The sequence below is a fragment of the Henriciella sp. AS95 genome (assembly GCF_038900055.1).
In the GTDB taxonomy this organism is placed as follows: Bacteria; Pseudomonadota; Alphaproteobacteria; order Caulobacterales; family Hyphomonadaceae; genus Henriciella.
In genome coordinates, this window is sequence record NZ_JBBMQM010000001.1 from 2,497,351 (window position 1) to 2,517,743 (window position 20,393).

The window sequence follows — 20,393 nt, forward strand, 5'->3', positions numbered from 1 at the left end:
TTAGCGGTCTCCTTCATATGGCACGGGCTCACTGCGTAGCAGGCCCTGCGGATTTTGCTCAAGTTCACGCGTTAGACTGTCGAGACGCCGGATAAGGATTCTAAGATCCTGCGCGACAAGGCGGAAATCAACGACAGCATCCGTGCCCGGTCCTTCAATCACGTCTGCAGCAGCATCTGCAGCGCGTTTTCCACTTTCGATTCCCTGGCGAGCGGTCGTTGTGATTCCTTCAAGCTCGCCGAGAAGCTGCGAGATTTCAGCGCCAATGCGGGTCACTTCGGAGTCAGCCGTGTTACCAAATTGACCGAGCGACTGGGACGCCTGGTCGAAGCTTTCTGCGGCGTCGTTGATATTGGCGAGCACATCGGCAAAGTCTGCCGTGAAAGTGCCCTCCCCGCTCAGCGAGGCCGAAATGGTTTCGATGTTCTCGATCGTCCGCGAGACGGAATTGATATTCTCTTCGCTCAACAGGTCGTCAAACCGCTCGAGTGCAAGCGTCGCGCGGCCCATAACTTCCGTGCCACTGGAGAACAGTTCAGAGACCGGGCTCTGGATCGCCTCGATCACTGGGACATCCTGGCCGGACACGCGCCGAAGGGGGCCAGCGTTCGGCGAGCCTGCATTGATCTGTACGAAAGTGACGCCAGTAATACCGGCGAACTCGATGCTCGCAGTGGAGTCGACTTTGACTGGTGTTTCGGCGTCGACACGAATGCGCGCGCGAACTTTTGAATCGTCCTCGCGGTCGATGCCAATTCGCGTGACCTCGCCGACCTTGATGCCGATATAACGGACCGACGCACCTTCCTCCAGGCTAACGGGACCTTCGAAGACGATGTCGTAATTATCGTATTCCTGATTGAACTGTGACTGTCCAAGCCACAGCACGAAGCCGAGGCCCATCAGACCTGCCAGCAGCACGAAAGCGCCGATCATTGCGTAATTGGCTCTGGTTTCCATCACTTAACCCCGGCCGTTGCTGCGCGGCCTCTCGGCCCACCAAAATATTCCTTGATCCAAGGATGCTCTTCCTTGCGTAACTCGTCCATCGTGCCCACAGCGAGCACCTTCCTGTCACCTAACACCGCGATGCGGTCACAAGTTGCGGCGAGTGTGTCTACATCATGGGTCACGAGAAACACCGTTAATTGGAGTGAACGCTGCAAGTCGCGCACCAGCTTGTCGAAACCTGCAGCAGTGATCGGGTCGAGGCCGGCGGTCGGCTCATCGAGGAAAAGGATAGGCGGATCGAGCGCCAGCGCTCGGGCGAGAGCCGCGCGCTTGCGCATTCCGCCGGAAAGGTCAGACGGGTATTTGTCGCCTGCGGACGTCTCCAGACCTGACATCCGGATCTTCATATCGGCAAGTTGCCGCATGAATGTCAGAGACAGGTCAGTATGCTCTTTCAAAGGCACCATGACGTTTTCGCGGACAGTCAGGTTCGAGAAGAGCGCGCCGTCCTGGAACATGATGCCCCAGAATTGCTGGACGCGGCTGAGTTCATCGCCTTCCACGCCTGTCACATCTTCGCCGAAGACTTCGACTTCTCCTGCGGATGGCGTCTTCAGGCCTACAATGGCGCGCAGCAGAACGGATTTGCCGCAACCGGACGGTCCGATGACGCCGATGACTTCGCCTTCACGGACATCAAGGTCCAGGTTTTCGTGAACGACATGGTCGCCATAGGCTGTCTTGAGGCCGCGCACCTTGATCGCGATGGACTCACTCATACGCCAAGCTCCATGTAGAAGATCGCAAAGAGTGCATCGACAACGATAATGGAGAAGAGCGCCTGCACCACTGACCGCGTGGTCGATTGCCCCAGTGACTGGACGCTGCCGCCAACCAGAAGGCCCTGCCGGCAGCCAATCAGCGCGACGATCATGCCGAAGACCGGCGCTTTTGACATCCCGACCCAGAAATTCTCGATCGGCACGAAGTCCCGGATCCGGCCAAAGAACACCGTGGGATTAATGTCCAGAGCGAGCCAGCTGACAACGGCGCCGCCGCCTATCCCGAACAGAATTGCGACCAGTGTGAGGACCGGCGTCATGATCAGCATGGCGTAGGCGCGCGGCACGACAAGCACGTCCATCGGGTCGAGGCCGAGCGTTGTCATCGCATCGACTTCCTGGCGCATGCGCATAGCGCCGATCTGCGCGGTAAAGGCTGAATTGGTCCGCCCGGCGAGAATGACCGCCGTCAGGACCACGCCGAACTCACGCAGGACGGCGAAGCCTACAAGTTCGACGGTGAAGATGGTCGCGCCGAAGGCTTCTAGTGTGGTCGCTCCGATGAACGCGATCACCATGCCAACGAAGAAAGAGAGAAAGGCGACAATCGGGACGGCATCCAGACCAGATTCTTCCATCACGGCGACCAATGCCGTCCAGCGCATCTTCGTCGGCCGCACCAACATTTTCAGCATGGAAACAATGGTCTCGCCAAGAAACGCCAGCGTGTCGACCGCCTCGTTTGCGAAGCTCGCCACTGTACGTCCGGTCCGCTCCAGAAGATCTATGAAACCATGCGGATTGGATTGCGGTTTTTCGTGCTCCGGCTTGGGGCGCAAGGCGCGTGCCTGCTCGAGCAATTCTGTAACCTGTTCGCTCGCGCCTCTCGGTTCAACCGAGTTGGCACCGGCTTTAGCTGCTACAGTGTCAATCAGGTAGGCGCCCGCCGTATCGAGCCGGCCGACCTCATTGACGTCGACCTCAAGGCCGGTGACACTGCCGAAATCCTGCGATGCCAGATCACGCTGGACATCGCCAAGCGTATGCACTGTCCAGTCGCCTTTCAGCGTCAGGACAGCACGGTCGCCGTCGATTTCATATGCGTACTCTGGGTCGGATGACATAAATGGCTTGAGGTCTACTTGGCGTTTACCTTAACAGGCGAGTTTTAATTTTGCCGCATGGCATCGTGTGAAATTCAATAGAAATCAGGTACCTTTGGGGCGATGACGACACTTTCTCTCCAGAAAATTTCTTCGCCTCTCGGCCGCAGCTTCTCGATCTCAAGAGGGTCGAAGCTATCGGCGGAAACGATTGTGGTTACGCTCGAACGAGACGGAAAGCGTGGGCGCGGCGAATGTGTTCCCTATGGGAGATACGGCGAGACGGTTGCGTCCGTCGCCGCCGAAATTGAAAGCCAACAGGTTAAGATCGAGTCTGGTCTGGACCGCGAGACGCTGCAAGACGAGATGAAACCGGGCGCGGCGCGATGTGCAATCGACTGCGCCTTCTGGGACCTGGAAGCCAAGATCGTGGGCAAACCTGTCTGGGAGCTGGCTGACCTGCCTGAACCGCAACCGTTACAAACCGCTGTTACGATCGTGCTGGACAGTCCCGAAGCCATGGCGCGCGCTGCGAAGATGACGGATGGACGTCTGCTCAAACTCAAACTCGGCGGACGTGAAGACATGAACCGCGTTGAAGCTGTTCGCTCGGCGCGGCCCGACGCGAAACTCATCCTTGATGCCAATGAAGCGCTCGATGGCAGCGTGTTTCCGGACATTGTCAGACGCGCTGCGAAACTCGGCGTCATCATGATCGAACAGCCTTTCCCGGATGGCGATGACGCGCTTCTCATGCGGCGTCCGCCGGAAGTTGCGATCTGCGCCGATGAAAGCGCCCACACAAGCAAGGACGTGCAGGATCTCGCCCGGCGCTATGATGTGGTGAATGTCAAACTGGACAAGACCGGCGGCCTCACGGAAGGGCTGGCCATGGTTCGTGAAGCCAAAGCCGCTGGCATGGGCGTGATGGTCGGGTGCATGGTCGCCGGATCAATCAGCATGGCGCCGGCCGTGTTGCTCGGTGGCCTTGCTGATGCCGTCGATCTCGACGGACCGCTCTGGCTCGCCAAAGATGTCCCGAATGGCCTCAAATACGTTGATGGCCGTGTCCATCCCCCCAAACCGGAGTTGTGGGGCTAATCTTCAAATCGTGGCGGCGCAGGCATACGGGCCGCGCTGGTCGCCACAAGATGCGCCCAGATTTGAGTGTTGAGCGTGCTGGCGGATTCATCGTCGCGTCCCTCAAGGCCAGACTGAAGCTCAATCAGCTTCTCAGCCAGTACATTCCGCGTGGCCGTAAGGTCATCGATTTTCAGCGATGGTGCCTCTGGGGTGTCATCGTCCACTCCGCCCGCTTCCAGCAGCGTCCGCAAGCCAGCTATTTCGTTTACCAACAGGTCAGCCTGCTTGTTCCAAAGGTCCCCGGCCATACTCGCCAGGACCCCTGACATGGCGGCGTGACCGCTGGCATAGCTGCCCTCCAGGCGCGGCGCGACGTCGGTCGCCAGCGTTGCGCCGATGCGCTTCAGGATCATCGCAATGTCGCTCAAATCGCCACTCCATTTTTCGCCGCCAGGCGGTGGGCGAGCATCAGCTCATGGGCACAATGGGTAAACCAGCCTGAAAAAGCGAGGATGGGATCATCATTCCTGGCGTCGGCGAAAGCCCTTGCCGAGCTGATCCAGATTCCAAGGCCCTTGAGATGGGCAAAAAGACTCCACCATTCAAATGCGGCCGGATCAAACTTACATCCGGATGCATCCTGCCAGATGGCAATTGCTTCTGGCCACGGCAGCAGACCAGCAGCACGCTCGGTGTCATTGCCGCACCAAAGCAAGTCTGTCGCCCATGCGAGGTCTTCGTACGGGTCGCCTAAATGGGCCATCTCCCAATCCAGGATGGCAGTGATGTGCCCTTCCCCGTCCTGTAGGTAATTGCCCGTCCTGTAGTCGCCGTGCACCAGAGACAACTTTTGCGCTGCAGGCGGCGGATTGGCCCGCAGATAACGGATCGCCGCTTCAGCGACGGGCTGAGGCTCGCGGGCATTTTCGCGGATTTCCTTGGCCCAGTAATCCAGCTCTCTTTTCCAACATGCATCGGGCGCAGGGGTGTCGATCTCCCGACAGATCGGCGCGGCTTCAATATCAAGAGACGCAATGGCGCCCAGATATCGAAAGAAATCACGGCCAAGCGCCGCACCATGCGGATCTGCCTCTTCGATCTTGAACGGATTGAGCGGCGTTCCGCCCTCAAGGCGTCCCATGACAAAAAAGGGCGCGCCAAGCACATCGGAGTCGGTTTCCAGGAATAGTGCTTCGGGCACCGGAATGTCGGCTTTGCCAAAGGCCGACCGTATAGCAGCAAATTCGACGCGGCGTTCGGTATCAATCAAGCTGTCCGGCGGATCACGCCGCAGGATGACGCCTTTGACCTTTGGCCCTGTCGCGTCTTCATAAGCGATGTCTATGGAATAGGTCTGGCGGCTCGCGCCACCGTGAATGCGGTTGATTGCCGTCACACGAAGATTGCGCGCGCCCGGGATCTGACCTTCTGCGTAGGCGGCGAATTTCGCGGCAAGATCCTGCTCTGTCATGCGGCCACCTTCATCGACACGATACGCCGGGCGCGCTCGGCCAGTTTTCCATGTTGATAAAGAAGACGTTGTGTTTCAGTCGGATCAGGCTCCAACGACCACACATCCCGTCGGCGAGACCCGCCGAGCACGATGCTTGTTTCGCGCGGGAACATGTAAAGCTGTCCGTCTCCAGCGTGCGCAACGTAGGAATAGTCGATCTCAGGCTGTGGATGCAGACGGACCAGCTGTCCCCAAACCGGGTGCACCGCTTCGTCACCAAACAGCGCACCTGCCCCCAGGCCGGTACAATTTACGATGACCGGCTGGCTAAGCGCACTCAATTCTGTCGGGCTCTCAAACCGCTTGGTGTAGAATATCGCGCCCAGATCCCGCGCCTGCTTCATGAGATATGGCAGGTAGAGGCTCATATCGATCATTGTTGGATGCGTGACCGAATTGAACGGGCAGCCGAACAGCGTCTTCTCGCCCGGTTCAGCCTGGTCTTGCCGACGTCGCTGAAGATAATGATGTCTGACCCGCGTTACGCCTGTTCCAGGCTGGTTTTCGTATTGGTCGAAACCCGTCCGTGCGAGTGCATTCACCCGCGCAACCGTGTCGATCGGAACATCGCCATAGGACGCCGCTGTCAGGATCAGCGCCCCTGCCACATTAGATGTCACGTATGGGTGGAACTTGTCGGCATAGACCGTCACGCGCTTGCCCATCCGCGACAGGATGAGCGCCGTTGTCAGGCCTTGCGCGCCCGCACCGACAATAGCAACGTCGTCGGCCCCAGTGTGCGCAACCAGTTCAGACGCCAATGTCCCGCAGCCCCAGGACAAGGTGACCCCATCGCCTTCATGGCCGTAATTGTGGACCAAAATCTTGTCGCCGAATGGCTCAGCTTCCAGCCTGAAACCACCATCGCGGCCGGGACGAAGCCCGACCACAATTTCCTTGATCCGCTCTGGCCGCACATCGACCGGGTAAAACGGCGCCGCGCTGGCTTCATAGCCGGAAATCGTCGGGCGTCCGGTGGTCGTACAAGCGGCGAGAAGGCCGCCTGACAGGCCAAGAAGAACGCCGCGCCGGTCAAGCATCAAGGACATCCTTCCATCCTGATGGCTCATGGGGGCCGATGAAGAGCTGTTCCAGGGCCCCTATACCTTCTGACGAAAGTCCGCCTGGGCCTTCGTGACGAACCTTGCTGATCGCCTGGACATGAAGATTATCTGGCTGGTTCCATGGCATGACGTCCGGTTTGAAGTCTTCTCGCTCGATTGCGTATTCGCCCTTGTAGACGCCATGAGCCCATTGCGGATGGCCGTAGCCGAGGCCCTTCATCTGGAAAGTCGCGATGGGTTCATAATGGACCTTGTGCTCGCGCCCATGCCCATCGGTAACAGCCAGCGTTCCCTTCCGGACGCGGCGCGTGCCCACGTCGTACTCGGCGGTGAATTTCGGCGCATCAAGATGAAGAAGGCTGTCAGCATCCGCCCCATCCATTGCGAGAACCGAGCGCGTATTCCAGCTGTCGCCCTTTTCGTCTTCGTTCACATGGAAGTAAAGCGACAGGCTCGGGAAGTTCAACGGCGTCCACACCCAGTAAAACTGGAAGGGCTTCTCTGGAATGACCGGTTGTGCGTCCTGTGCGCCGATCGGGCGAATGCCCCAACTGCGATCTCGCGTCCCGTAATAGCTGTCGACATCAATCCGTTCGCCATCGATTTCGATCCAGCCGGTCCAGCGGCCATTCTGCGTCATCCGGGTCACGTCCATCACGGTGCGCGAGCCATTGCGCCGTTGGAAACGCGGCTCCTCGACCGGGAAGTGGCGGCCCTCAAAAGTGAGTTCTGCCGAAATGCCTTCAGCCTCGTCGAGGGTGATCTTCACCGAATGAAGCGGTTGAAGCACGTCGATCTTCATCGGCCCGACGCGAACATCCATCCGCTCATGGTTCATGATGCGCGACAGGTGCACGGACGTCTGGACGCCATCTTTCAGGACGGAGAATGCGCCGTCCATGATATTGAGATGAGGATAGACACCGAAGGACGCGCCGAAAAAGACCGATCCGTCTTTCGAATAGCCATTGAAGAAGTAGCGGTCATAGAAATTCCGGTCAGTGCCCGCGACCCAGACGGGCTCTGGCGTCTGGTGGATCGGGTATTCGTCGCCCCAGGTGAGCATGTATGGCTTTCCTCTCTCTGCGTGACCTCTTGGCGGGCCCCGTCATGGTCCTAGAGTGTCGGATAGAAGAGGCCGGATCAATCTCCGGCGCGCGGAAAAGGATAAAGTCGATGACATCAAAGGTGAGCGTCGATGAAGCGAATGCATTTTTGGACGAGGCGTTCAACAGCGCGCAGAACCGGTCGACCGTCATTGCGATGGAGGATAGTCGGGCAATTTTGCGTATGAAGGCCGGTCCCGAGCAGTTGCGCCCCGGGAATTACATTTCTGGTCCCACACAGATGGCGATGGCCGATAGCGTCGCCTATTTCGCAATCTTTACCAAGCTCGGCATCGTGCCCATGGCTGTGACGAGCAATCTCTCGATCAATTTTCTTCGTCCCTGCATTGGCGAGGCCGTGATCGCCGACGGTCGGCTGATGAAGCTCGGTCGCACACTTGCCGTCATCGAAGTGGACATTCGCGCCGAAGGCTCCGACAAGACGTCCAGTCACGCCATCGTGACCTATTCAATTCCGCAGGAGGGCTGAGCAGATGCAGGCAACTATCGGAGCAATTCTCGGCTTCACCGGAGTCGCCCTCGGTGCGTTTGGTGCGCATGGCATGTCGGGTCGTTTCACGCCGGAAACGCGCGGCTGGTGGGAAACCGCGACGCTTTACCTTCTCGTCCACGCTGTCGCAGTGTTTGCTGCAGGCCTCAGCGGTCGCACCGGCCTCTTCTCCACAGGTGGCTGGGTGATGGTGATCGGCGCGCTCATCTTTTCCGGAACGCTTTATTCCATGGCCCTCGGCGCGCCTCGCTGGTTCGGCGCAATCACGCCGCTTGGAGGGCTTGCTCTTCTTGCCGGCTGGGCGCTCTTTGCCTTCGCTGCCCTGCGCAGCTGAAATTTCCATCTCAACCCGGTTCGCGGGGATTGGCAGCACGCGCGTTTTGAATATGGTGCGGCGAGAAACTGCACATGTGAAATAAACGGAGGACCTCATGGCCAGTCTTTTCGATCTATCGGGAAAAGTTGCTGTCATTACCGGCTCATCACGCGGCATCGGTAAATCCATCGCCGAAGAGATGGCAGAGCAAGGCGCCAAGGTCGTGATCTCTTCGCGCAAACCCGGTCCGTGCCAGGACGTCGCCAAGGAAATCAATGACAAGCATGGCGATGGCACCGCGATTTCCGTCCCGGCGAACATCTCGTCAAAGGAAGAGCTTCAGACGCTTGTCGACGAGACACGCAAGGCCTTCGACAAGATCGACATTCTGGTCTGCAATGCGGCCTCCAACCCCTATTACGGTCCGATGGAAGAGATCGAGGACGAAAAGTTCGAGAAGATCCTGCAGAACAACATCATCTCCAATCACTGGCTGATCCAGATGGTCGCCCCGGAGATGAAGGAGCGCAAGGACGGCGCCATCGTCATCATCTCATCAATTGGTGGTCTGAAAGGCTCGCCCGTTATCGGCGCTTACAACATCTCAAAGGCGGCAGACTTTCAGCTCGCCCGCAACTACGCCATCGAGCTTGGCCCGCACAATATTCGTGTGAACTGCGTCGCCCCCGGCCTTATCAAGACAGATTTTGCACGCGCCCTCTGGGAGAATCCGGAGAATGTGAAACGCATCGAAGGCGGCACCCCGATGCGCCGCATCGGCGACCCGGTTGATATTGCCGGGGCGGCGATCTTTCTTGCATCCGACGCTGGCAAATACATGGCCGGCCAGATGATCGTGGTCGATGGCGGATCGGTGATCGTTTAGACATGCACAAGGTTGACCTGCCCGGTAATCCGCCAGAAGCGGAAACCGATTTTGATACTTTCCGGAAGCTCGACATTCGTGTCGGTACTGTGCTCGAGGCGGCACCGCTGGAGGGCGCGCGCAAGCCGGCGATCCGCCTTCTCATCGACTTCGGACCCGGCGTTGGAGAGAAGAAGTCGTCCGCCCAGATCACCGAACACTATGACCCGGACCAGTTGATCGGTCGGCAGGTCATGGCCGTCGTCAACTTCCCGCCTCGCCAGATTGGCAAGTTCATGTCGCAGGTTCTGACGCTTGGTTTCCCTGATGATCGCGGCGCCATCGTCCTTGGCGGCACCGACAGTCCCGTGCCCAATGGAGCGCGCCTTGTATGACTGTTGAGTACAATCCAGACGATTTCTCCCCACTCTTTCAGGGCTTTCTTGGCGGCGTCACATCCGGCAACTGGTCGCAAAAGCCGAAAGGGCTTCAGAAACTCGGCATCATGCCGGAGCATTGGCTGAAGAAGATCGAGCCAGGATATGTCCACTATATCTGGCCGAATGATGGCTCCCACGACGTTCAGCCTGAGCGCGCCTTCGGCGGCTGGGTCGGCGCCTTGTCGGACCATGTCGTCTCCATCTGCATGTTCTCGGCCCTCAAGGATGGCGAAGCCTTCACCACGCAGGATTTGCAAATCAAGTTTTTCCGCCCGGTCTCGCATGGCGACATCACCATCGAAGCGAACGTCATCAATCGGTCTCGAACAACCGGTTATGTCGAAGCCGAATGGCGAAATGCCGACGGAAAACTCGCGGCCAAAGTACTTGCCTGGAAAGCCATTCGAACCATCGAGGCCATTCACGCACAGCGCTAAGACCGGCATGAGCGGCGGCACCCTGCCCGACGATGCGCACTGGCGACAATTTCACATTTTGAAGTGTTGACGCGGGCACTGCACACCCCTACCTGAGCCCTCGTTAGCACTCTCCTGACTTGAGTGCTAATCGAGCGAACACATTGCCCGACCGGGCAAACGAAAAGGTAAGAGAGAAAATGAAATTCCGTCCTCTGCACGACCGCGTTCTCGTGAAGCGCGTTGAAGAAGAAGCAAAAACCTCCGGCGGCATCATCATCCCCGACACCGCCAAGGAAAAGCCGCAGGAAGGCGAAGTTGTCGCTGTCGGCACCGGCGCACGCGGCGATGACAATGAAGTCGTCCCAATGGACGTCAAGGCGGGCGACCGCATCCTGTTCGGCAAATGGTCGGGCACCGAAGTGAAAGTCGACGGCCAGGACCTCCTGATCATGAAGGAAAGCGACATTCTCGGCGTCATCGAGAAGTAAGCTTTACCACTCCCCAAATCCCTGAACACGAAATTCTGGAAGGAAGACAGCAACATGGCTGCTAAACACGTAAAATTCGGCTCCGAAGCACGCGAACGCATGCTCAAGGGCGTCGATACGCTTGCAAACGCCGTAAAAGTCACGCTCGGCCCGAAAGGCCGCAACGTGGTTATCGAGAAATCCTTCGGCGCACCACGCACCACGAAGGACGGCGTCACCGTAGCAAAAGAGATCGAGCTTGAAGACAAGTTCGAGAATATGGGCGCACAGATGCTGCGCGAAGTTGCCTCCAAGGCAAACGACGTCGCAGGTGACGGCACGACGACTGCAACGGTCCTCGCCCAGTCGATCGTTCGCGAAGGCATGAAGCGCGTCGCCGCCGGCATGAACCCGATGGACCTGAAGCGCGGTATCGACAAAGCCGTTCTGGAAGTCACGTCCGATCTCGCGCATCACTCGCGCAAGGTCAAAGAGAACTCCGAGATCTCGCAAGTCGGTTCAATCTCCGCCAATGGCGACAAGGAAATCGGCGACATGATTGCCAAGGCCATGGAAAAGGTCGGCAATGAAGGCGTCATCACGGTAGAGGAAGCCAAATCCCTCGAAACCGAACTCGATGTCGTTGAAGGCATGCAGTTCGACCGTGGTTACCTGTCCCCATACTTTGTGACCAATCCGGACAAGATGTCTGTCGAACTCGAAGATCCATTCATCCTGCTGCACGAGAAGAAACTCTCCTCGCTCCAGCCGATGCTTCCGATCCTCGAAGCTGTCGTTCAGTCCCAGCGTCCACTGCTCATCATCGCTGAAGATGTCGACGGTGAAGCGCTCGCAACGCTCGTCGTGAACAAGCTACGCGGTGGCCTCAAGGTTGCTGCTGTGAAGGCACCTGGCTTCGGCGATCGCCGCAAAGCCATGCTGCAGGACATCGCAGTTCTCACAGGCGGCCAGGTCATCTCCGAAGACCTCGGCATCAAGCTCGAGAACGTTGCCCTCGACATGCTTGGCACGGCCAAGAAAGTCGAAATCGACAAGGACAACACGACCATCGTCGACGGTGCTGGCACCAAGGACGAGATCGAAGCCCGCGTCGGCCAGATCAAGAAGCAGATCGAAGACACCTCTTCCGACTATGACCGTGAGAAACTGCAAGAGCGTCTGGCGAAACTCGCTGGCGGCGTTGCCGTGATCAAGGTCGGCGGTGCGACCGAAGTCGAAGTGAAAGAGCGCAAGGACCGCGTCGACGATGCGCTGAACGCAACGCGTGCAGCTGTCGAAGAAGGCGTGATCCCTGGCGGCGGCGTTGCCCTCCTCCGCGCAGCACAGCACATCGACACCAAAGGCGAGAACACCGACGAGCAAGCCGGTGTGGACATTGTCCGCCGTGCCCTCGAAGCTCCGATCCGTCAGATCGTCAACAATGCTGGCCTCGAAGGCTCGGTGGTTGTTGCGAACATCCTGGCCCAAAAAGATCGCGGCTACGGCTTCAACGCCCAGACCGAAGAGTATGGCGACATGTACAAGATGGGTATCATCGACCCAGCGAAAGTCGTGCGCTCTGCCCTGCAGAACGCCGCGTCGGTTGCTGGCCTTCTCATCACGACGGAAGCCGGCATTGCCGAAGCTCCGAAGAAAGAAGGCGACGCCCCTGCAATGCCTGATATGGGCGGCATGGGTGGAATGGGCGGCATGGGCTTCTAAGCTCAGCAACCACATCCAGATAAGGAAAGGGCGGCACCTTGTGTGCCGCCCTTTTTCTTTGTCATCGAGGCTAAAACGATGCTTGCCCGATCCACGTTTTCAATGATGCTCCAGCCATGCGAATAATGTATCGCAGGAACGCTACGAAATGATTCGCTGGCCCCTGACGTTCAATTGAAAGGCTGACAATGTCCGATATCATTTTTTACGCTGCTGCCGGCGTTGTGGCGATGTTGCTCATTTTCGGCATACGCTGGATTGCCGCCAAACAGGGCGCAGGCGCCAAGGCCAAGGCCACCTCGGAAATGGAAGCAGCCACGGGACGGTCACCCGACTTCGTCCACGCTTATGGCGCGACCGGCATCGGACTGGACTTCGATGACCGCAAACTGATCGTCCATGACCGCAAGACCGGACTGGACATCCGCTCATTCGATGACGTCGGCACCTGGTTTGTCGGGACGATATCTCAGGAGCTATTATCGCCGCAAACGGCCCACGCGATGTCCGGCGCGAGCGACGATTCCCAGATAAGTGCGCGCATAACGCATACAAAATACGTCATTATCTGTGATCACGACAGCAATCGCATCTGTCAGGTCGGGATCATTGAGCGCTCTGCAGAGGACGCGCTCAGCGATGCGCTTGAACGCGCTTTCCCCGGAAAACGTAATGACGAAGCGATCGGCGCGAAGGACATGTCGGACCTTATGCGCGGCAAGCGCTAGACGAGGTTCGAGCGCCTTCGAGGTCTTGGCGACCTAAATGCGCCTGCTTTAAGCTCCGTTGTCGGACACTCAACGGCTCTGAATGATGTGACATCTGCTCCTCGGGCAACGACGCTGGTCGCCCGGCTTCAGACCTTTTTTCGCGCAAAGCTTGCCGTGCGATAAGCAGATCGAATGTGTTCAATCTGTCTGCACGCAAGTGTCCCTTGCGCCCTGCGCTGGCCATGCTTTAACACCTCGTCATGAGCAAGATTTACAAAGACGCAGCCGCCGCTCTCGACGGCGTTCTGTTTGATGGCATGACAATCGCTGCAGGCGGTTTCGGCCTTTGCGGCATCCCTGAGCTTTCCATCGCCGCGATCCGCGAGGCCGGCACCAAGGATTTGACCGTCTATTCCAATAATGCGGGCGTCGACGGCTTCGGTCTCGGCGTCCTGCTGGAAAGCCGGCAGGTCAAGAAGATGGGCTCGTCCTATGTCGGCGAGAACAAGGAATTCATGCGCCAGTATCTCGGCGGCGAACTCGAACTGGAGTTTAACCCGCAAGGCACGCTGGCCGAACGCATGCGCGCCGGCGGGGCAGGCATTGCCGGCTTCTACACCAAGACCGGCTATGGCACGCAGATCGGTGAAGGCAAGGAAGTGAAGGAATTTCACGGCGAGAAGTACATTCTCGAAGAAGGCATCTTCGCAGACCTCGCCATCGTGAAAGCCTGGAAGGCGGACACGACGGGCAACGCCATCTTCCGCAAGACCGCCCGCAATTTCAACGAGCCAGCCGCGATGTGCGGCAAGGTCTGCGTCATGGAAGTCGAGGAAATCGTCGAGCCGGGCGAGCTTGACCCGAACCACATTCACCTGCCCGGCGTTTTCGTGCACCGGCTGGTGCAGGGCGAGTTCGAAAAGCGTATCGAGCAGCGCACGACCCGGAAGAAGGAGACCGCCTGATGCCCTGGACACGAGATCAGATGGCCGAGCGCGCCGCGCAGGAGCTGGAAGACGGGATGTATGTCAATCTCGGCATCGGCATTCCGACGCTGGTGGCGAACCACATCCCGGACGGCGTCGAGGTGACGCTGCAATCAGAGAATGGCATGCTCGGCATGGGCCCCTTCCCTTACGAGGGCGAGGAAGACCCCGACCTGATCAATGCCGGCAAGCAGACCATCACGGAACTGCCGCACACCGCCTTCTTCGACAGCGCCATGAGCTTTGCGATGATCCGCGGCGGCAAGATCAACATGGCGATCCTCGGCGCGATGGAAGTTGCCGAGAATGGCGACCTCGCCAACTGGATGATCCCCGGCAAGCTGGTGAAAGGCATGGGCGGGGCGATGGATCTCGTCGCGGGCGTCAAGCGCATCATCGTCATTACCGACCACACCTCGAAGTCCGGCGAGCCGAAACTGCTTCACGAATGCAATCTGCCGCTGACTGGCAAGCATGTCGTGAACATGATCATCACGGATCTCGGCGTCTTCGACGTTGTCGAAGGCGGCCTTGAAATCAAGGAAATCGCGCCGGGCGTCACCCGCGACGAAATCTATGAAAAAACTGAAGCAAAGATCGTAAATTGAGCGAACTACCCCCCTGCCCAAAGTGCAATTCGTCCTTCACCTATGAAGACGGGGCACTTCTTGTCTGTCCGGAATGCGCTCATGAATGGTCGCCATCCGCCGACGCGGAAAACGCCAAGGTCTGGCGCGATGCGAATGGCAATGTTCTCGAAGATGGCGACACCGTCACCGTAATCAAAGACCTGAAGGTCAAAGGCTCATCCAGTGTCGTGAAAGTCGGCACGCGGGTGAAGAACATCCGCCTGGTCGAAGGTGACCACGATATCGACTGCAAGATCGACGGCATCGGCCAGATGGGCCTCAAGACCGAATTTGTGAAAAAGGCCTGACGGCCCAAGGATACGCCCCATGACAGCCACTTGCCTCTGCGGTGCCGTCACCGTGACGGTCGAGACCGCGCCAGACTTCATTCACGATTGCAATTGCGACCTCTGCCGCAAGACAGGCGCAGCCTGGGGATATTATCCGTCCGCTTCGGCGTCAGCGACTGGAAAGACAACAGCTTTCATGCGGAAGGACAAGCCGAATGCTGGCGTCGAGGTCCACACCTGCCAGACCTGCGGGGCGACGACGCACTTCGAACTCGCGCCCGCCTTCAAGGCGCAGAACCCCGGCGCAGACCTCCTTGGCGTGAATATGAAGCTGTTCGCCGCTGCGGACCTTACAGGCGTCGAAGTTCGCTACCCGAACGGCAAGGACTGGAGCGGCGAAGGGCCATTTGGCTATCGGCGCGACGCGATGACGATCAGCGACGCGTCACCCTGGTAAAAGTGTTAGCGGCCCGCGCCGCGCGCCCTCAATCTGCTGCGCCTGGCTTCCAGGTCTCGGGTACAGGTTTTGTATCTTCTTCGCATTGAGACACTGCATAGGCTGATGGGAGCAGGATGTCCGGCATCGGCTCCACCCGCCAGTTCGACAGCGCATTCTCTCCCAGCCAATCGATCCCCAATTGTTTCAGGCGCTCTGGCGAGAGATAGGGTTCACCTGGCCCAAGCTGCGCGAGAAGCGCAGGATCAACAAAGCTCGCCCCGCCATCGAATGTGATCGCTTCAAAGCTGTTATTCCAGTCGGTGCCGGCGCACATCTGCCGGAAGACCACAATGCTGATGCCGCGCTCGACATAGCAGAAGGCGACGGAATTTTCGCCAACCAGGACTTCCGGCTCGGATGGCAGTCCCGGCAGGATGAGTGTGTCGTGGGAGGCAAGGTCAGCGCCTTCACGCTGGTCGCCGACATCATAGACATAGAAGCTGCCGGCTTTTCCGAATGTGACCGTGTCGCCGCCGAGATTTGGAAAGATCGACAAAGGGCGGCTCGGAAGGCCGCAGTCGGGCAGGCCCGCACGCTCTCGTGGCCGGGCGTCATCGCTTTCAATGTTGCTCAGCCGCTCCCTGTCAGCCTGACTGACGGGAACAACGTCCATCTCCGGCAGGCGCATCTGCAGCTTTTCCGACTTCGGTGTCATCAGAGGTGTTTGCCCCACCAGCGCTGCCGTCGCGCAACCGGCAAGAAACAGGCCGAGGAAGATGACAAGGCGGTTGGAAGGCATAACTGGCATCGCTTTCTCCGGACTCGGGCGAGAAAGCTTAAGCGCGATCGAGCTTCAATTACCTTAAATTGAAAGGGTTGATTGATCGGAAATCGAGGCTCGCCTCACTCTTCAAGTACAGCGAACAGCCGTCTTTCATTCTTTTTAAGCCTGACCGGGCCGGACACCTCCTCCGGATTCAAGCCTTCGCGCGCCATCTCGATCACGCGCGGATGGATATAGGAATTGCGAGCGATGGTTGGCGTATTGCCGAGGTGCGCCGCCGCAGCTTCCGAAATGGCCTTGATGCTGTCTGCGCCTTTTCTCAGCGCCGAGACAGCGGCGACCGAACCGCCCCACGTCCTGAAATCCTTCGCGGTGAACGCACCGTCAGCAGACTCCTGGATGAAGCGGTTGACGCGCGATGAGCAAACCCTGCCGTCAGGTGTGTCGAACAGGCTCTGACCAGGAAGACATTGCAGCGCGGCCACGGCCCTGCTCAGGCCGTCATCGCAGATTGAGATGTCCTGTGGCTTGCCGCCCTTGCCCTTGAAGCGCAGCCGGATCGTGTCTTCGTCGGTCTGGCGGACATGCCGCTTGTAGAGTGTCGTCGCTCCGAACGTTCCCTGAAGGCGGCTCTTCTCTGACCCGATGCGGACCGCGCCCTTGTCCATAAGCCGCACAATTGCAGCCACAGCGAGTTCGACATGGTCGGCCGGGTCGTCGAGCGTCTCGCGTACCCGCGCCCTGATGCGCGGAAGCGCCTGCCCGAAATACAGCATGTCTGAGAACTTCACCTGCTCGCAATGCGCGCGAAAATCCGGATGATAGCGGTATTGCGTTCGGCCAGCTTCATCGACGCCCGTCGCCTGCAAATGCCCATTCGGCCTTGAGCAGATCCAGACGTCTTTCCACGCCGGCGGCAGGACAAGCCCCTCAGCGCGGGCGCGTTGTTCGCCTTCGAGCGTGCGCCCGTTTTCGTCCTGATAGGTAAAGCCCTTGCCATACGGCTTGCGTGTCCAGCCTGTCTCGCCGGGATCGACATAGACGAGGCCGGCGTCTTTCGGATCAACATCAGAACGGGCGAGCGAGAAAGCCATGTTCGAGAAACTGCACGCCGAGACGTAAAGTTCCGCGCACGCCTGTTGGCGTCGCGTTACCGATTGAAGAGGCGCCTCAGACGGCTAATCATGTGACCGAAGAAGATTGGGAGATTAGTTATGGCCAAAGGATCAATGCCGGTTCTGGTCGGTGTCGGCCAAGCCCTTAGCACCTGGGACGGAAGTGACGGTGCTGACGGCGCCCCTTCACCGCTTAGCCTTGCGACGACAGCGTCCAAGGCTGCCCTCTCGGATGCCGGTATTGGCGCAGACGGGGTTGATGCCATCACATTCGTTCGGATATTCGAGGATTCGGTTCCGGGCGCGCCTCATCCGCATGGGCATAACAAAAATCTGCCTGGCACGCTCGCTCGCGATCTTGGCGCCACCCCGTCCACACTGATCTACTCAGACGTCGGTGGTCAGAGTCCGCAGGCGCTTGCCAATGAGATGGCAAAACGGATCCATGAAGGTGAGTTTGACGTTGCCCTCGTCGCTGGATCGGAAGCCAATCTTGCCTCCAAGAGCGCCCGCAGAAACAATATCGACATCGATTGGGCAGATGACGACGAGGCGCCATACGAAGATCGCGGCCTCGGCGGCAAGATGATCACCCGGACAGAAATCAAACACGGCATTGCCGCGCCAGCATATTTCTATGCGCTTTTCGAAAACGCGATCGCTGCTCGCGAGGGACGTACGCGCAGCGAGCAGCGCGAAGCCATGGCGCGGCTCTTCCAGCCGTTTACAGAAGTGGCCGCTGAGAATCCTTTCTCCCAATTCCCGACCGAACGGAGCGTCGAGTTTCTGGCAACGCCGTCTCCGGAAAATTATGAGTTCGCTGACCCTTTCCTGAAGTGGCATATCGCCCAGGACGCCGTGAATCAGGGCGGCGCCATACTTCTGATGTCAGAGGACAAGGCAGATGAACTCGGCATTCCCGCCGACAAACGCGTCTACCTTCACGGGGCTGGAGAAGCGAAAGACGATTTCATTTCCGAGCGTCCGCGACTGGATGGCTCTTGGGCGATGGAGCAGGCCATCAAGCGTGCCCTTTCCCAGGCCGGGAAGACGCCGGGCGGCATGGCAGCCTTCGACCTGTACTCTTGTTTTCCGTGCGCCGTTTTCTCATCGATACAGGAGCTCGGCATCGATCCGGAAGCGGATGCACGTCCGATAACCCTGACCGGCGGCCTGCCATTCTTCGGGGGCGCGGGAAACAATTACTCCATGCATGGAATTGCCAGCATGACCGAATGGTTGAGAGAAAATCAGGGCGCCTTCGGACTCGTTCTGGCGAATGGTGGCTGGATGACCAAGGAAGCCGTTGGCGTGTGGTCAACGAGCCGTCCCGACACCTTCACGCCAGTTGAAGAAATCGCCGCGCCGACAGAAAAAGTCGAGATCGATCCTGCGCCTTCCGCCGGCACAGTCGAGACGTTTACCGTCATGCATGGCAAAAAGGGCCCGACCCATGGCGTAGTCTTCGGGCGCACTGAAAGTGGTGCGCGCTTTCTCGCCAAAGCATCTCCGGCAGCGCTTGAAGTGCTGCGTGAGAATGAAAGCCCCGTCGGTCGCAAGGTTCGCGTGGAGCAGGACGGCGAGGTCAACACATTCCATTTCGTCTGACGCAAAAGACGCGATAGGGTCGGTCACGACTCGAAAGGTGACCCGGGATGAAGACCTCATTTCACGCGCTCAAACTCGCTCTTGCCGGCGCCGCAGCCATAGTCGGCGTGTCGGCCTGCACGACACCTCAACCCTGCACTTCAGAATGGGTGGAGTGGAGGACAGACAAGGTCATGTCCCGCTTCGCCCGCTCAAACTACGGGACGATCAATGAGCTGAGGGGCCTTTCAGGCAAAGTTGACACACCGTCTGCGCTGACCGCTCTGCGTATCGCTTCGCTCGTTGATGATTTCGATGACCTTGCCCGAGACTTTGACCGCATTGTCATGCCGGAACTCAACAATGCGATCGCACAATGCTCGGAGCCTCAGAACTTCGTTCCCGCGTTCACGGGCTTCCTTCGCGATGAAGGCGTCGGCGAGGATGTGATCGAGTGGATCGAGGTGATCGGATACATTGCCATGGAGCAGTACCGTTCATGACGACGACGGTCGACAACCCGCTTGTCTTCGCATTTGAATTCGAGACTGACGGCCATGCCCGCCGCCTGAACTGGGACGAAATCGCCTCCGGCCCGGCCGAGAAAGCTGGCGTGCGCCGCTGGCTGCATCTCAATCGGCTGTCACCTCAGGTCCGACAATGGCTGATCGAAAAAAGCGGCGTCGACATGGTTATCGACAATGCCCTGCTTCAGGAAGATACGCGGCCTCGCTGTGTGAAGCATCCACCGGGCCTTCTTATCAATCTGCGCGGCGTCAATATGAATGAGGGTTCGGAGCCCGAGGACATGATCGCCATTCGCATCTGGACGACACCGGGGCTGGTCATTTCACTCCGGGCCTTCCACATCATGGCGGCCCAGCACCTGCGCGACGACATCATGCAGGGAGACATCCCGCCCTCCAGTGGAGCGATCATTGCCTATCTGGCTGCAGGCCTGACGGATGGGATCGAACCCATCGTTTCCAGCCTCGAAGACCAGGCCGATGCGTTTGAAGATCGGATCATCGATGAGGCTTCCAAACTGTCCAAATTCGCACTCGGCGACTTTCGCCGAAAAGTCCTCCAGCTGCGCCGCTACATCATTCCGCAACGCGATGCTCTGGCGCAGATGGCGCGGGAGGGCCTTGACCTGTTTTCCCCCGATGAAGCATTGCACCTTCGCGAAATCGCGGACCGTGTGACCCGGATCGGCGAGGAACTCGACAATATCCGCGACCGCTCAACCATGCTGCAGGAGCAGATCGTCGAAGACCGCGCTGACCGGATGAACCAGCGGCTGTTCGTGCTTTCAATCATCTCCGCCATCTTCCTGCCACTCGGCTTTGTGACAGGCCTTTTCGGCGTAAATCTAGGCGGCATGCCGGGCACGGCCTCCCCCGTCGCGTTCACGCTTCTCTGCTTTGGCATGAGTGGTCTTGCCCTCCTTCTGGTCCTGCTCCTGCACAGAATGCGCTGGCTCTAACGACGCCAGCCCCCTGTATTACCTT

25 protein-coding genes are annotated in these 20,393 nt (G+C 58.7%); 16 read left to right on the top strand and 9 right to left on the bottom strand.

Translation table 11 applies throughout. The features are described 5' to 3' along the window. Genes WNY37_RS12325 through WNY37_RS12335 form a run of 3 tightly spaced genes read right to left on the bottom strand, consistent with a single transcriptional unit; the run spans nucleotide 1 to nucleotide 2,857 of the window. On the bottom strand, nucleotides 1-960 hold the full coding sequence (locus tag WNY37_RS12325; protein ID WP_342973686.1) for an MlaD family protein: 960 nt from the start codon (nucleotides 958-960) through the stop codon (nucleotides 1-3). Beyond that, nucleotides 960-1,730 (bottom strand): ATP-binding cassette domain-containing protein, encoded by a 771-nt coding sequence (locus tag WNY37_RS12330; RefSeq protein WP_342973687.1) that lies wholly within the window; start codon nucleotides 1,728-1,730, stop codon nucleotides 960-962. Before WNY37_RS12330 ends, WNY37_RS12325 begins: the two co-directional genes overlap by 1 nt. After that, nucleotides 1,727-2,857: an MlaE family lipid ABC transporter permease subunit gene (locus WNY37_RS12335; RefSeq protein ID WP_342973688.1), complete on the bottom strand. Its 1,131-nt coding sequence runs from the start codon at nucleotides 2,855-2,857 to the stop codon at nucleotides 1,727-1,729. Before WNY37_RS12335 ends, WNY37_RS12330 begins: the two co-directional genes overlap by 4 nt. Nucleotides 2,858-2,959: 102 nt before the next feature. Between WNY37_RS12335 and dgcA the strand changes: the two genes are divergently transcribed. Continuing rightward, nucleotides 2,960-3,937: an N-acetyl-D-Glu racemase DgcA gene (gene dgcA, locus WNY37_RS12340; RefSeq protein WP_342973689.1), complete on the top strand. Its 978-nt coding sequence runs from the start codon at nucleotides 2,960-2,962 to the stop codon at nucleotides 3,935-3,937. On the opposite strand, the gene WNY37_RS12345 is transcribed toward dgcA, so the two are convergent. From WNY37_RS12345 to WNY37_RS12360, 4 genes are read right to left on the bottom strand one after another with little or no spacing between them, the layout of a single operon-like run. Continuing rightward, nucleotides 3,934-4,347 (bottom strand): hypothetical protein, encoded by a 414-nt coding sequence (locus WNY37_RS12345; RefSeq protein WP_342973690.1) that lies wholly within the window; start codon nucleotides 4,345-4,347, stop codon nucleotides 3,934-3,936. The two genes, dgcA and WNY37_RS12345, sit on opposite strands and share 4 nt — an antisense overlap. Continuing rightward, entirely contained in the window at nucleotides 4,344-5,390 is a 1,047-nt protein-coding gene (locus WNY37_RS12350) for a phosphotransferase family protein (RefSeq protein ID WP_342973691.1), read from the bottom strand. The genes WNY37_RS12345 and WNY37_RS12350 overlap by 4 nt, the downstream gene beginning before the upstream one ends. Then, the gene (locus WNY37_RS12355) at nucleotides 5,387-6,481 is read right to left on the bottom strand and encodes an FAD-dependent oxidoreductase (RefSeq protein WP_342973692.1); all 1,095 of its coding nucleotides are present in this window, start codon (nucleotides 6,479-6,481) and stop codon (nucleotides 5,387-5,389) included. Before WNY37_RS12355 ends, WNY37_RS12350 begins: the two co-directional genes overlap by 4 nt. Next, the gene (locus tag WNY37_RS12360; RefSeq protein ID WP_342973693.1) at nucleotides 6,465-7,562 is read right to left on the bottom strand and encodes a hypothetical protein; all 1,098 of its coding nucleotides are present in this window, start codon (nucleotides 7,560-7,562) and stop codon (nucleotides 6,465-6,467) included. The genes WNY37_RS12355 and WNY37_RS12360 overlap by 17 nt, the downstream gene beginning before the upstream one ends. A gap of 110 nt (nucleotides 7,563-7,672) precedes the next feature. Here WNY37_RS12360 and WNY37_RS12365 point away from each other — a divergent pair, with 110 nt between their 5' ends. The 12 genes from WNY37_RS12365 (at nucleotide 7,673) to WNY37_RS12420 (ending at nucleotide 15,414) form a co-directional block, all read left to right on the top strand. Beyond that, nucleotides 7,673-8,092 carry a PaaI family thioesterase gene (locus WNY37_RS12365; RefSeq protein WP_342973694.1) on the top strand — a complete coding sequence of 140 codons (420 nt, stop codon included), beginning with the start codon at nucleotides 7,673-7,675 and terminating at the stop codon, nucleotides 8,090-8,092. A gap of 4 nt (nucleotides 8,093-8,096) precedes the next feature. Next, nucleotides 8,097-8,447 carry a DUF423 domain-containing protein gene (locus WNY37_RS12370; RefSeq protein ID WP_342973695.1) on the top strand — a complete coding sequence of 117 codons (351 nt, stop codon included), beginning with the start codon at nucleotides 8,097-8,099 and terminating at the stop codon, nucleotides 8,445-8,447. A 97-nt stretch (nucleotides 8,448-8,544) separates the two neighbouring features. Beyond that, entirely contained in the window at nucleotides 8,545-9,315 is a 771-nt protein-coding gene (locus WNY37_RS12375) for an SDR family oxidoreductase (RefSeq protein ID WP_342973696.1), read from the top strand. 2 nt (nucleotides 9,316-9,317) lie between these two features. Continuing rightward, the gene (locus tag WNY37_RS12380) at nucleotides 9,318-9,689 is read left to right on the top strand and encodes a tRNA-binding protein (protein WP_342973697.1); all 372 of its coding nucleotides are present in this window, start codon (nucleotides 9,318-9,320) and stop codon (nucleotides 9,687-9,689) included. Then, nucleotides 9,686-10,171: a PaaI family thioesterase gene (locus WNY37_RS12385; RefSeq protein ID WP_342973698.1), complete on the top strand. Its 486-nt coding sequence runs from the start codon at nucleotides 9,686-9,688 to the stop codon at nucleotides 10,169-10,171. Before WNY37_RS12380 ends, WNY37_RS12385 begins: the two co-directional genes overlap by 4 nt. Before the next feature lie 179 nt (nucleotides 10,172-10,350). Next, a complete protein-coding gene (groES, locus tag WNY37_RS12390) occupies nucleotides 10,351-10,641 on the top strand; it encodes a co-chaperone GroES (RefSeq protein WP_342973699.1) in 291 nt (96 codons plus the stop codon). Between the two features lie 54 nt (nucleotides 10,642-10,695). Beyond that, on the top strand, nucleotides 10,696-12,342 hold the full coding sequence (gene groL, locus WNY37_RS12395; RefSeq protein ID WP_342973700.1) for a chaperonin GroEL: 1,647 nt from the start codon (nucleotides 10,696-10,698) through the stop codon (nucleotides 12,340-12,342). Nucleotides 12,343-12,530: 188 nt separating this feature from the next. Next, nucleotides 12,531-13,070: a hypothetical protein gene (locus WNY37_RS12400; protein ID WP_342973701.1), complete on the top strand. Its 540-nt coding sequence runs from the start codon at nucleotides 12,531-12,533 to the stop codon at nucleotides 13,068-13,070. A 242-nt stretch (nucleotides 13,071-13,312) separates the two neighbouring features. Beyond that, on the top strand, nucleotides 13,313-14,017 hold the full coding sequence (locus WNY37_RS12405; protein ID WP_342973702.1) for a CoA transferase subunit A: 705 nt from the start codon (nucleotides 13,313-13,315) through the stop codon (nucleotides 14,015-14,017). Continuing rightward, nucleotides 14,017-14,646, top strand: coding sequence for a CoA transferase subunit B (locus WNY37_RS12410; RefSeq protein ID WP_342973703.1), 630 nt, complete (start codon nucleotides 14,017-14,019; stop codon nucleotides 14,644-14,646). The genes WNY37_RS12405 and WNY37_RS12410 overlap by 1 nt, the downstream gene beginning before the upstream one ends. After that, nucleotides 14,643-14,975, top strand: a complete 333-nt coding sequence (locus WNY37_RS12415; protein WP_342973704.1) for a zinc ribbon domain-containing protein YjdM — start codon at nucleotides 14,643-14,645, stop codon at nucleotides 14,973-14,975. The genes WNY37_RS12410 and WNY37_RS12415 overlap by 4 nt, the downstream gene beginning before the upstream one ends. Before the next feature lie 19 nt (nucleotides 14,976-14,994). After that, the gene (locus WNY37_RS12420; RefSeq protein ID WP_342973705.1) at nucleotides 14,995-15,414 is read left to right on the top strand and encodes an aldehyde-activating protein; all 420 of its coding nucleotides are present in this window, start codon (nucleotides 14,995-14,997) and stop codon (nucleotides 15,412-15,414) included. A gap of 28 nt (nucleotides 15,415-15,442) precedes the next feature. Here WNY37_RS12420 and WNY37_RS12425 read toward each other — a convergent pair whose 3' ends face one another. Both WNY37_RS12425 and WNY37_RS12430 read right to left on the bottom strand, forming a co-directional pair. Beyond that, nucleotides 15,443-16,204: a hypothetical protein gene (locus WNY37_RS12425; protein ID WP_342973706.1), complete on the bottom strand. Its 762-nt coding sequence runs from the start codon at nucleotides 16,202-16,204 to the stop codon at nucleotides 15,443-15,445. Nucleotides 16,205-16,299: 95 nt separating this feature from the next. Next, nucleotides 16,300-17,274: a DNA topoisomerase IB gene (locus WNY37_RS12430; protein WP_342973707.1), complete on the bottom strand. Its 975-nt coding sequence runs from the start codon at nucleotides 17,272-17,274 to the stop codon at nucleotides 16,300-16,302. Nucleotides 17,275-17,394: 120 nt separating this feature from the next. On the opposite strand from WNY37_RS12430, the gene WNY37_RS12435 reads away from it, so the two are divergent. Genes WNY37_RS12435 through WNY37_RS12445 form a run of 3 tightly spaced genes read left to right on the top strand, consistent with a single transcriptional unit; the run spans nucleotide 17,395 to nucleotide 20,368 of the window. Beyond that, nucleotides 17,395-18,903, top strand: coding sequence for an acetyl-CoA acetyltransferase (locus WNY37_RS12435; RefSeq protein WP_342973708.1), 1,509 nt, complete (start codon nucleotides 17,395-17,397; stop codon nucleotides 18,901-18,903). A 47-nt stretch (nucleotides 18,904-18,950) separates the two neighbouring features. Further along, nucleotides 18,951-19,385, top strand: a complete 435-nt coding sequence (locus WNY37_RS12440) for a hypothetical protein (RefSeq protein WP_342973709.1) — start codon at nucleotides 18,951-18,953, stop codon at nucleotides 19,383-19,385. After that, nucleotides 19,382-20,368, top strand: coding sequence for a zinc transporter ZntB (locus tag WNY37_RS12445; RefSeq protein WP_342973710.1), 987 nt, complete (start codon nucleotides 19,382-19,384; stop codon nucleotides 20,366-20,368). Before WNY37_RS12440 ends, WNY37_RS12445 begins: the two co-directional genes overlap by 4 nt. The last annotated feature ends 25 nt before the right edge of the window (nucleotides 20,369-20,393 follow it).

Bases quoted from the DNA above. Each gene is read 5' to 3' on its own strand.
- WNY37_RS12325 (WP_342973686.1), bottom strand. From the start codon at position 960: ATGGAAACCAGAGCCAATTACGCAATGATCGGCGCTTTCGTGCTGCTG.
- WNY37_RS12330 (WP_342973687.1), bottom strand. From the start codon at position 1,730: ATGAGTGAGTCCATCGCGATCAAGGTGCGCGGCCTCAAGACAGCCTAT.
- WNY37_RS12335 (WP_342973688.1), bottom strand. From the start codon at position 2,857: ATGTCATCCGACCCAGAGTACGCATATGAAATCGACGGCGACCGTGCT.
- dgcA (WP_342973689.1), top strand. From the start codon at position 2,960: ATGACGACACTTTCTCTCCAGAAAATTTCTTCGCCTCTCGGCCGCAGC.
- WNY37_RS12350 (WP_342973691.1), bottom strand. From the start codon at position 5,390: ATGACAGAGCAGGATCTTGCCGCGAAATTCGCCGCCTACGCAGAAGGT.
- WNY37_RS12355 (WP_342973692.1), bottom strand. From the start codon at position 6,481: ATGTCCTTGATGCTTGACCGGCGCGGCGTTCTTCTTGGCCTGTCAGGC.
- WNY37_RS12360 (WP_342973693.1), bottom strand. From the start codon at position 7,562: ATGCTCACCTGGGGCGACGAATACCCGATCCACCAGACGCCAGAGCCC.
- WNY37_RS12365 (WP_342973694.1), top strand. From the start codon at position 7,673: ATGACATCAAAGGTGAGCGTCGATGAAGCGAATGCATTTTTGGACGAG.
- WNY37_RS12370 (WP_342973695.1), top strand. From the start codon at position 8,097: ATGCAGGCAACTATCGGAGCAATTCTCGGCTTCACCGGAGTCGCCCTC.
- WNY37_RS12375 (WP_342973696.1), top strand. From the start codon at position 8,545: ATGGCCAGTCTTTTCGATCTATCGGGAAAAGTTGCTGTCATTACCGGC.
- WNY37_RS12380 (WP_342973697.1), top strand. From the start codon at position 9,318: ATGCACAAGGTTGACCTGCCCGGTAATCCGCCAGAAGCGGAAACCGAT.
- WNY37_RS12385 (WP_342973698.1), top strand. From the start codon at position 9,686: ATGACTGTTGAGTACAATCCAGACGATTTCTCCCCACTCTTTCAGGGC.
- groES (WP_342973699.1), top strand. From the start codon at position 10,351: ATGAAATTCCGTCCTCTGCACGACCGCGTTCTCGTGAAGCGCGTTGAA.
- groL (WP_342973700.1), top strand. From the start codon at position 10,696: ATGGCTGCTAAACACGTAAAATTCGGCTCCGAAGCACGCGAACGCATG.
- WNY37_RS12400 (WP_342973701.1), top strand. From the start codon at position 12,531: ATGTCCGATATCATTTTTTACGCTGCTGCCGGCGTTGTGGCGATGTTG.
- WNY37_RS12405 (WP_342973702.1), top strand. From the start codon at position 13,313: ATGAGCAAGATTTACAAAGACGCAGCCGCCGCTCTCGACGGCGTTCTG.
- WNY37_RS12410 (WP_342973703.1), top strand. From the start codon at position 14,017: ATGCCCTGGACACGAGATCAGATGGCCGAGCGCGCCGCGCAGGAGCTG.
- WNY37_RS12420 (WP_342973705.1), top strand. From the start codon at position 14,995: ATGACAGCCACTTGCCTCTGCGGTGCCGTCACCGTGACGGTCGAGACC.
- WNY37_RS12425 (WP_342973706.1), bottom strand. From the start codon at position 16,204: ATGCCAGTTATGCCTTCCAACCGCCTTGTCATCTTCCTCGGCCTGTTT.
- WNY37_RS12430 (WP_342973707.1), bottom strand. From the start codon at position 17,274: ATGGCTTTCTCGCTCGCCCGTTCTGATGTTGATCCGAAAGACGCCGGC.
- WNY37_RS12435 (WP_342973708.1), top strand. From the start codon at position 17,395: ATGGCCAAAGGATCAATGCCGGTTCTGGTCGGTGTCGGCCAAGCCCTT.
- WNY37_RS12440 (WP_342973709.1), top strand. From the start codon at position 18,951: ATGAAGACCTCATTTCACGCGCTCAAACTCGCTCTTGCCGGCGCCGCA.
- WNY37_RS12445 (WP_342973710.1), top strand. From the start codon at position 19,382: ATGACGACGACGGTCGACAACCCGCTTGTCTTCGCATTTGAATTCGAG.